The 9,756-nt window shown below is 49.2% G+C and carries 5 protein-coding genes; all 5 read right to left on the reverse strand.

What is annotated here, in order from left to right; genetic code table 11:
* Window positions 1–29: 29 nt before the first annotated feature.
* The 5 genes from IQ257_RS05340 to IQ257_RS05360 all read right to left on the reverse strand — a co-directional run bounded on the left by IQ257_RS05340 (window position 30) and on the right by IQ257_RS05360 (window position 9,752).
* Entirely contained in the window at window positions 30–755 is a 726-nt protein-coding gene (locus IQ257_RS05340) for an SDR family oxidoreductase (protein ID WP_193877327.1), read from the reverse strand.
* A gap of 352 nt (window positions 756–1,107) precedes the next feature.
* Window positions 1,108–2,088 (reverse strand): acetyl-CoA carboxylase carboxyl transferase subunit alpha, encoded by a 981-nt coding sequence (accA, locus tag IQ257_RS05345; RefSeq protein ID WP_193877329.1) that lies wholly within the window; start codon window positions 2,086–2,088, stop codon window positions 1,108–1,110.
* Window positions 2,089–2,298: 210 nt separating this feature from the next.
* Window positions 2,299–2,442, reverse strand: a complete 144-nt coding sequence (locus IQ257_RS05350) for a hypothetical protein (RefSeq protein WP_193877331.1) — start codon at window positions 2,440–2,442, stop codon at window positions 2,299–2,301.
* A 47-nt stretch (window positions 2,443–2,489) separates the two neighbouring features.
* Window positions 2,490–3,443 (reverse strand): DUF6208 family protein, encoded by a 954-nt coding sequence (locus IQ257_RS05355; protein ID WP_193877333.1) that lies wholly within the window; start codon window positions 3,441–3,443, stop codon window positions 2,490–2,492.
* A gap of 93 nt (window positions 3,444–3,536) precedes the next feature.
* Entirely contained in the window at window positions 3,537–9,752 is a 6,216-nt protein-coding gene (locus tag IQ257_RS05360; RefSeq protein ID WP_416207922.1) for an alpha/beta fold hydrolase, read from the reverse strand.
* Between the last annotated feature and the right edge of the window lie 4 nt (window positions 9,753–9,756).

Consider the following 9,756-nt stretch of genomic DNA (forward strand, 5'->3'; position numbering starts at 1 on the left):
ATCAGCGTGAGTGTAGCTAACTAGTCCTTCTACAAAGCCCCAGCACTGGGCATTAGAGTTACTGACTCAATCACTGCTTGGTCTGGCACCAAAGCTGTGTGCAAAATTGACTGAGCAACAATTTCTGGAGTTAACATTGCAGACCGATTGAAGTCAGCTTTAACAGTGTCCGTATCCCATATTGGAGTATTAACGGTACCAGGACAAATCGTAATGACCCGAATGCCATGGGAGCGTTCTTCAGCCGCTAAGGTTTTCGACAGGGCAATCACACCCGCTTTGCTGACACTGTAAGCGCCCCAACCGGGAAAAGGTTGCTGACCGGCGATGGACGCAACATTGATGATAGTCCCCCGTCCCTGCTGGCGCATGGCAGGTAAAATTCCCTGAATGCACTGAAAAACACTGGTAAGATTCAGTTCAATCACCTGCTGCCAGTCGGATAGGGACGTCTCCATCACCGAGCCGGTATAACCCATCCCCGCGTTGTTAATCAAAATGTCAATGGGAGCAAACTCTGCTGCGATCGCTTCCATTCCAGCTTTAACCTGATCTACTTTTGCCAGATCCAGGGCAAAAGCCTTGGCTTTCACCCCAATTTCTCTGGCAGCAGCAGCTACTGTCTCTAACTTGTCTTGGGAACGGCTAACTAAGGCAACATCAATTCCTGCCTTGGCAAACGCCAAAGCCGTTGCTTTGCCAATACCACTACTAGCCCCCGTAATTAGGACACGTTGTTCAATGGGAGAAGTCATGAAATGTTCCAGTACTCTCTAACTAGATGCTCTGATAGCATCCTGTATACTTGCTTAACGTTTTCTGAGAAGCTGGTTATGTTCAATTCGTCACTCCTGTCACTCTTGATTGCAGTTGAGCAAACAGACGGCTTTACGCAGACGAATCGAAAACGATAAGCTGTCCCCAAGCTTCGTGGTAACACAGAATCGATTTCTATGGGACACTCACTCCCTAAAGGTAGGGTTAGTTAACAACAGGCTAACGTCCTGAAATTAACAGTATATAAATAATTGTTACATATTAATTATATCACTTGGGTTTGACGGACTAAATAAGTCTGCTCTAACTCGCCAACCCCTGCAAGCCCCTTCAGGCAGAAAGCTCGGTAAAAACGCCAATATTGCGGAACTTCTGATAGCGTAAATCCCGGCGCTCTTTGCTGCTTAACGGAGTTAGAGTTTCTAAGTGCTCTAACAGGGCTTTCTTGAGAGTTGCAGCCGCAACCAGAGGGTCAGAGTGAGTACCACCAACGGGTTCGGGTAAAATTTCGTCAATAATCCCCAACTCGCTCAGATCAGGTGCTGTCATCTTCAAGGCGGCGGCGGCTTGTTGAGCTTTGCTAGCATCTCGCCAGAGGATAGCTGCACAAGCTTCAGGGGGTGCAACTGAATAAATAGCGTGTTCAAACATCAAGATGCGATCGCCCACACCAATCCCCAACGCCCCACCCGAACCGCCTTCACCGATAATGGTACAGATAATCGGCACATCAAACTTAAACATCTCGCGGAGATTGTAAGCGATCGCTTCTCCTTGACCCAACTTTTCTGCTTCGACACCTGGATAGGCGGCTGGTGTATCGATAAACGACAAAATCGGCATTCCAAAGCGATCGGCGTGTTCCATCAACCGGATCGCCTTCCGATAGCCGCCAGGAGATGCCATCCCAAAGTTTCGCGCCACATTATCCTTCGTATCCCGACCCTTTTGATGACCCAACATCAAAACGGGACGCCCAGCGAAACGCCCGACACCACCAACTATCGCCGGATCGTCATACCCGCCGCGATCGCCGTGCAGCTCAATCCATTCATCGCTCATCGCCTGAATGTAATCCAGAGTACTGGGACGTTTGGGATGACGCGCCAACTGTAGCCGCTGTGCCGGGGATAAACTACTGAAAATCTCCTCACGCAGTTGCACTGCTCGTTCCTCCAACTGACGAATTTTGTCGGAGACATCGACGTTGTTTTCCTGAGCGAGTTCTCTAATTTGGTTAATTCGCGCTTCTAATTCATGGAGTGGCTTTTCAAAATCAAGGAGAAAAACTCTATGGTCTGGGCTTGGCATAATTATCGGTCATTAATTATTGAACTATCTTCTAATGAATAAAGCACTGAGCGGTTCAAATGTTAATACTGTTGGGAATCAATGATGGCATCAGGTAAATATGTTGAGTCCGTCGAGTCGGGTGAAGATAGGGTTGTCGGCTCCTGGCTGCTGATAAAGTTGAATCGCGACAGGCACTAGCACGCCTCGATCAGCAAAGCCTGTAGACTCTCAATAGTATAGAGCCAGTGGTGCAGTGATAAATTTCTGCCAATGTTTATAGCTGCCTAGGGTAATCCCCTCCAGCATGGCATAATCTGCCACATAAAGCCTACCGTCCTGGGCTGCACTGTGAAGAGTTTGTTCCGTGGTCATTAGTTAAACATCCGTTACATCCGTTATCAAATCCGCTGCCACATTAATTACGAGTTCCTGAGTACTACTATGTTTACCCCATCCTCTACAAAGTTTTCTTCTCGGGAAAATTTAGGATGAATTCGCACAATATAAAAACATTTTTCTGGAGTGGGCGCTGTAGCTTTTTTCGGTTCAACAATGGGATACCAGTCTAGGGGAAAACATTCTCGACTATATAAGCTAAAATAAATATCATGGGTTTTTAATAGGGTTTCCTCTAGCTGGAATTCTAAAGATTCTCCCGCAATTAAGGCTCCATAATAAAACTTGGTTTCAGGATTAGGAACGGGTAAGAAAACATTTTTTACAAAGGATTGCGGCAACCAACCTTTGAAGCGTAATAAGGGAAACACGTAATAGTTCAAACAGACGTGAATAAAATTTTTCCGTTGGATTAGAGTGTGGTAAAATTTATTAATATCTGGAGGAGCGGGAATAGTTTGAGGCTCCACTATTTTCACGCCATCGACCTTAACTGTGGGAAATTCCACGGTTTCTGACCAGTGATAGTATCTCAAACCCAACAAGTATTTTCCTGGCTGAAGTTTAATCGTTTCCCAGGAAGTGGATGGGGAAATAGTCAGGGAGCTGATGCTCGTAATGGTTTTAAAGTTAGGCGGTGTGTAAATGACTACCGTCCAGGATGGGGCTGATTTATGAGCGGCTTGAATATCTAAACTAATCGATTCTTTGACTTCTAGTGGTCCGACAATTGCCACGATTGCGTGCAAGTTCCAACGCGCTCGACTCATTGCCCAAAGTAGCTTGATGGGCTTGGCTAAAAAATCTGCGGAGACAAGCTGCCATTGTGGAGTTTGTTGCGGATTTGATGATAGATAAAAGCTGCTTAGACTTTGCATCACAAATCGCAGTAATCGAGAAAATAATAATGATAAAACGGCTAGGGGGATTTCCCATAGTATTTCAAAAAAAGAATTCACTCCCTTGAGTACCGCCATATCTGAACTCCTTACTTTGTTATCGAGTTGGTTTTATTTTTTGTTAGCATTGGCATTATATTTTTTAACGCAGAGGAACGCGGAGGGAATTCATCATTTCCTTAACGCTGCTTCGGCAATAATTTTGCTTACAGCATCGGGTGCATCAATATGAAGATGGTGTCCACCGGGTAGAGTGATGCGCCTTGCGTGGGGCATTGACTCCTGTTGTAGTGCTAAATCTTCGGGTTTATTGAAGTTGCTGATATCTCCATAGATTAAGGTAATTGGTGCCTGAATCTGACTTAGGATCTGACGGTAGCGATCGCGGTTGAAAACTGTACCGCCTAAACCAATACCTGTGCGGATTTGTAGGCGAGAGTCCCAACGCCAGCGCACACCGCCCTCAACCGGTTCGGTCAGTCTGTGAGCCGTTTTTAACGCTGACTCTTCGGACATAGAAGGAAGAGCTTGACACAAACGGTCAGCCGCCGTTTTTAGGTCAGCTAAGATGGGGTGTTGTGGTGGGGATGCCAGGTAATTGAGATGAGTGGTTAACTGATTAAGGGTTTCAGTATTATTTTCTGCCGCTGGCAGTACTGTCTCCACTAAGACTAACGAACCCACCTGTTCAGGTCGGATGCTGGCAAAGGTTGCCGCGATCGCCGATCCTAGAGAATGTCCTACTAATGTAAAGGGTTTATCCGTCAGTTTTCGGGCGATCGCATCCGCATCTCCTAGATAATCAAGGAGTTGGTAAGACCCCCCCATGCCCACATGGTCAGAACGTCCATGTCCACGTTGGTCGGGAGCAACCACTCGATACCCCCGTGCCGCTAGGGGACGGGCAATATCATCCCATGCTGCACCATGCTCTAGAATACCGTGCAGGCAGAAAATTAGTGGTCTGTCCTCTGGTCCCCAACTGCACAGGCATAGTCGCAGTCCTCGTACTTCTAAGTAGGATTCCTGCATGGGGTAGGTAATGGTGGCAGCGGATTGGGTAACGGATGTAACGGATGATAATTTATCAATTGCCGTCTCTGTGGGGAGTTCGTAGGCTAATTCAATAGCAATCTGCTTTGCCGAGTCTCCTAGGGGTTGTGGTAGTTTGATGGTTCGCCAAATATCTGCGAGAGCGGACTCTATTTTGTTATGTTTGAGGAAATTCGGATCGTTAATGGGTAGGGACTCCGGATGAACGCCATCAGTCATCCGCTTGCCTTCATAAGGCTGTAAAATGGCTTCATCAAAGGGAACTTCTAGAAACTCACACAAGCTACTCATCACTGTAGCCGGATCACTAACCAGTTCCTCATACCGCACTTGATGATAACGGGATGGCTCGATCTGCTGACCGAATTCTAGGATATTGCGATTAATTGTTACCCAAATCTGCTCCGCTACAAAATGGGGGTCTAACTCTTCAATGCCTAGAATTTTATCAATCCGATTGCGGACAAAGGATTCGATTACGGCATAGGGATGACGCACGAGATGGATGTATTTCGCCCCGGCAAATAACTCCTCCGAGCGTTGCAGGGTTTGCATACTGGCAGCGTAACTGGGAGATTTATCAACTAATAGGCGTTCCCCGGCTAACTCTTGCAGCCTGCCATAAACCTGCTGAATGGAGATATTCTGCTGTGTTAACTCATCCACTAGCTTCTTACTCCCCTTCCCATCAATATCCATCAACTCCATAAACGCCCGTTGGAGTCCTTCTCCTAGGTAACTGAGTCCTAACTCCTCACTCCACTCCGCCATGCCTTCAAAGGGTAACAAGTGCAACTCTGGCGGGGAGAATAATCCTGGATGACCGGCTAACATAACCCTGAGTAAGGTGGAACCCGCTCTGGGAGTGGAGAAGACAAAGGCGATCGCACTGTTGCGTTGAGTCGGCTTAGTATAGGTTCGCACCGTTTGGCGATCGCCCCATGCCCACATCTCTATATCTTGGGCAGGAATAGGTTTTACAGATAGTGTCCCTTGATTTTTTCCGTGTGCCCGTTCTACTTCATTGCTGAGGTATTCAGCCAGTGATGCAATCTGAGGGCGTTCGTAAAATTCCCTAGGATACAAGGTGAGTTGTAAGTCTCGCTTGCAGGCATTGAGGATTTCCACGACCATGAGGGAATCCATGCCCAGATCCATCACATTGCGATCGCACGGCACGTCCCCATCTATCCCCAGCGCTTTAGCCACCTGCTGTTGAAGGTAATTCCTCACAAAGTCCTGCCGTTGGGTGAGTGGCAATGCTAAGAGTTGCTCCAGAATCAGGGACGTTGATTCTACCGCATCCTGCGGCTCCAACTCCCGTGCCACCTCATGGAGAAATGTTTCCTGAATTGCTAGTTGTTGAACAAATAGTCCCCAATCAATCGGCATCACACCCACCTGAACGGCAGGCTGCTGCATAAGCTGCTCCAGTGCCTGGATTCCCTGTTCCCAGGCAATCGTATCGACACCTTGCAACATCAGCCGTTTCCCGACATCCGGTTTAGCAGCGGCTCCCACTTCAGCCCAAGCTCCCCAATTAATCGTTAATGCGGGTAATCCCTGCTGTTGGCGGTGATGCGCCAAGGTATCTAAAAAGCGGTTGGCAGCGGCGTGGTTGCCTTGTCCGGGAGGATTGAGGAGGGCGGCGGCGGAGGAAAAGAGAATAAAAAAGTCTAGGGGTATTTCCTGGGTAAGGCTGTGTAAATTCCAAGCACCCTGAACTTTTGGGGTTAAGACGTTGACAAATTGCTGCCAATCTTGGTGAAGTAAGACACCATCATCCAAAATACCTGCGCCGTGGATAACGCCACGCAGGGGAGGTAAGGATTCGCTAATGTCTTTCAGGCATCGGGCAACTTGCGCTACTTGGGAGACATCAACCTGCTGAACGACCACTTTAGCACCGGAGCGTTCTAGCGATCGCACGGCTTCGGTAGCCCCAGGTGATGGATGAGAGCGCCCCACCAAAACTATAGACTTTGCCCCACGCTGAACCATCCATTGAGCCACTTTTAACCCCAGTCCACCCAAACCGCCGGTGATTAAGTAAGTGCCATCATCCCGCAGGTTTAATGGTGCTGGTGAAGCCTGTTCTTGGCTACGAACTAGGCGAGGCACATAACGATGATGGGAACGTAGGGCAACTTGCTTTTCTCCATCCGGTTGCCAAATTTGAGTTAACAGCCTTAGGGCTTGCTCCTGGGTATCACCCCCATCTAAATCCACCAGTCCACCCCACAGTTCCGGGTGTTCCTGTGCCGCCACACCACCGAGTCCCCATAGGGGAGATTGTGCCACGGCTAAGGGTGACGGTTCTAAGCCAATGGGCTGAGTTCCTTGGGTGACTAACCACAGGCGCGGGGGTTGGGGGAATTCTGATTTAACCAGAGCCTGGAGTAGATGCAAGGCGCTGCGACAGCCTAGAACTAATGCCTGTTCTAGGGCTGTGGGGGATGTCCCATCTAAACTCCACAAATGCACGACACCACGACAGGGGAGTTCGGCGGTGAACACCTCCGCTAATACCTGTTGAAACTCCCTGGGTTGGGAGGGGTTGAGCTGATAATCTCCCGTCTCTAATTGCTGATAAGCTGTACCAGGAAACACTAAAATACAGTGATCGCCTTGTTTTTTGAGTTGAGTGGCTAACTGGCTGCCAACGCCCCCTCGATCTGCGAAAATTAACCAGCTACTGGCAGGTTGGGGAGGTAAAACGACTTCTTTTGGTAATCCCTGAAGCTGAGAACCGCGTGCCAGAATAATCCCTTGTCCCGTCAAAGCTTCGCTAATCTCACCTGCTGAGATTGTCCTGGCTTCCTGAAAGCCCAACTGCTCTAGGAAATTTTGCCATTGCTGGGAACTTAACAGGGGATGGGACTTCCGTAAGTCGGTATCCGTAAACCTCCACCAGCCCTCGGTTAACCCGAAAATCAAATCCATCCACCGTTGCGGCTGGGTTCCTTCGAGCAAGACTAACAATCCTGCTGGAGCCAATAGCTGTTGGACGTGGTTCAAGGTTTGGCGCAGGTTGGCAGTGGCGTGCAGCACGTTTGCCGCTATTACCATATCAAACTGATGAGCGGCAAATCCCTGTGTACTCGGGTTTTGCTCGATATCTAGAAGCTGGTATTGGATAAAGGGATAATCCTGAAACTTCTGTTGAGCTTTCGCGGTGAACAGGCTGGATAAGTCAGTAAAGACGTATTCTGTGCGATTGGCTGGCAGCTTGGGCAATAGATAAGAGGTTAAACCGCCAGTTCCTGCCCCAATTTCCAAGATGCGGATGGGGCGGTTTTGGGGTAATTTAGCTGTAGCTTGGGCGATCGCGTCTTGCACGAGGGTGTTGATCACCTGGGCTACGGGCGAGTCCTGATACAACCGCTCCACCGATGTCAAGGAGCCTTGGGGAAATAGCAGTTCCAGGGGGTCGCATTTCCCCTGCAAAACCGCCGCTAACTGTTGTCCGCAGCGTCCTAGGAGGGTCAGTTCGGTTTCAAATGCTGGATAGTGGCTTAAGAGGGTTTGTCGGATCTGTTCTGGATCATCCATCTGAGGGAGTTGGCAAACGTCCCACTCGCCGCCGACTTGCTTGAGTATGCCTTCCTCTTGCAGCATCTGAAGCATCCGTTGCAGAAGGCAGTGATGTTGCTTGACAATTTCAAGATTTTGTGATAGTTCTCTGAGAGAAATACGTCCAGACTGAGGTTGCCAACCGAGTTGAGCCAAGGCATTTAGAACATAAGCGGTACTTAACCGATCGAGTTGGGTTGCAAGGGGCTGATAGCGCTGCAATTGGTGTTGCTGGTTCAGCCGTGCTACTTGAGGTTGTATGTCTGCTGCAATTTGCTGGGGTGTGGGGATATAATCGGCTGGTTGAGAGGGTAATGCCCGATCTAAGCGGGTTTTGGGTCGCCATGCCACTTGGTAAAACCAATCGGTTAAGGATTCTGACAGAGGGAAATCACTCCCCAGTATCTCTGCTCCCTGGCTCCCTGGCACTGTGACTCCCTCTACCCAATAGCGCGATCGCTGGAAGGGATAGGTTGGTAAAGGGATGCGGTGACGGGGATAGGGTTGGTCAAATGCTGTCCAGTTCACGGATACGCCTTGGACATAGAGCGTACCTAAACTTTCTAGAAGTTGTTGCCAGTCCTCTTGCCCTTTCCGTAGGGAAGGCAACCAAACCCCTGTATTTTCTGGTAAACAGCGTCTGCCCATGCCTAACAGGACGGGATGGGGTCCCACTTCTAGGAAAATTGGATAGCCCTGTTGCTGGAGAGTCTGCATCCCAGCCGCAAACTGCACAGGTTCTCGCAGGTGGCGACACCAGTAGCTAGCATCGGGAATTTCTCCGGGTGCTAATAATTGACCAGTTACATTTGAGATGAAGGGAATGCTAGGGGATTTAAACTCTACGCCTTGGGCTATCTTTTCAAAGGCATCCAGCATAGGTTCCATCAGGGAAGAGTGGAAGGCGTGGGATACCTGTAAGGGTTTGGCGACAATATCCTCTGATGCTAGTTGTGCGAGTACGGTTTGGACTGCCTCACTGAGTCCTGAAATCACCGTATTTTCTGCCCCATTAATCGCCGCGATCGCTAGTTTTGTTTTGTAGGGAGCGATCGCTTCTCTCACTCGTGCTTCTGGAGCAAATACGGCTGCCATCATGCCATTTTGAGGCAGTGCCTGCATCAGCCGTCCCCGTGCGGCAATTAGTTTGAGTCCCTCTTCTAAGCTGAAAACTCCAGCGATGCAAGCGGCAACGTATTCGCCGACACTATGACCGATGACGGCATCGGGTTTAATTCCCCAAGATTGCCAGAGTTGAGCTAAGGCGTATTCTAGGGCAAAGAGCGCGGGTTGGGTATAGGCGGTTTTGTGGAGTAGGAGGTTGCTGTTGGACTCTGGGTAGAGGACTGAGAGTAGGGAGTGGTTGAGAACCGGACTGAGCAGTTCATCGCATTGCTTCAGGACTTCTCGGAAGAGAGGTTGATTTTCATAAAGTTGGCGTCCCATTTGGGGGTATTGAGAGCCTTGTCCTGTGAAGAGAAATGTGACCTTTTGGCGTTTTTTACGCTGTCCCTGTTGTACTGGAGACTCCTTACCAGCGACGAAGGCAGTAAGGTGTTCTTGAAGTTGCTGAGTAGATGCGGCGGTAACGGCTAAACTGTGAGGGAATTGCGATCGCCCTGTATTGGCAGTAAAACAAATATCGGCTAGGGAGACTTGAGGGTTGGATGCTAAGAAGTCTGCATAGCGTCCGGCGAGTTGCCGCAATGCTTTCTCACTTTTGGTTCGTAAGGTTAGCAGATGTAGGAGGCGAGGGGGCAGGGGA

Origin of the sequence: Coleofasciculus sp. LEGE 07092, assembly GCF_015207375.1 — a bacterium.
Classification (GTDB): Bacteria; Cyanobacteriota; Cyanobacteriia; order Cyanobacteriales; family Coleofasciculaceae; genus LEGE-07092.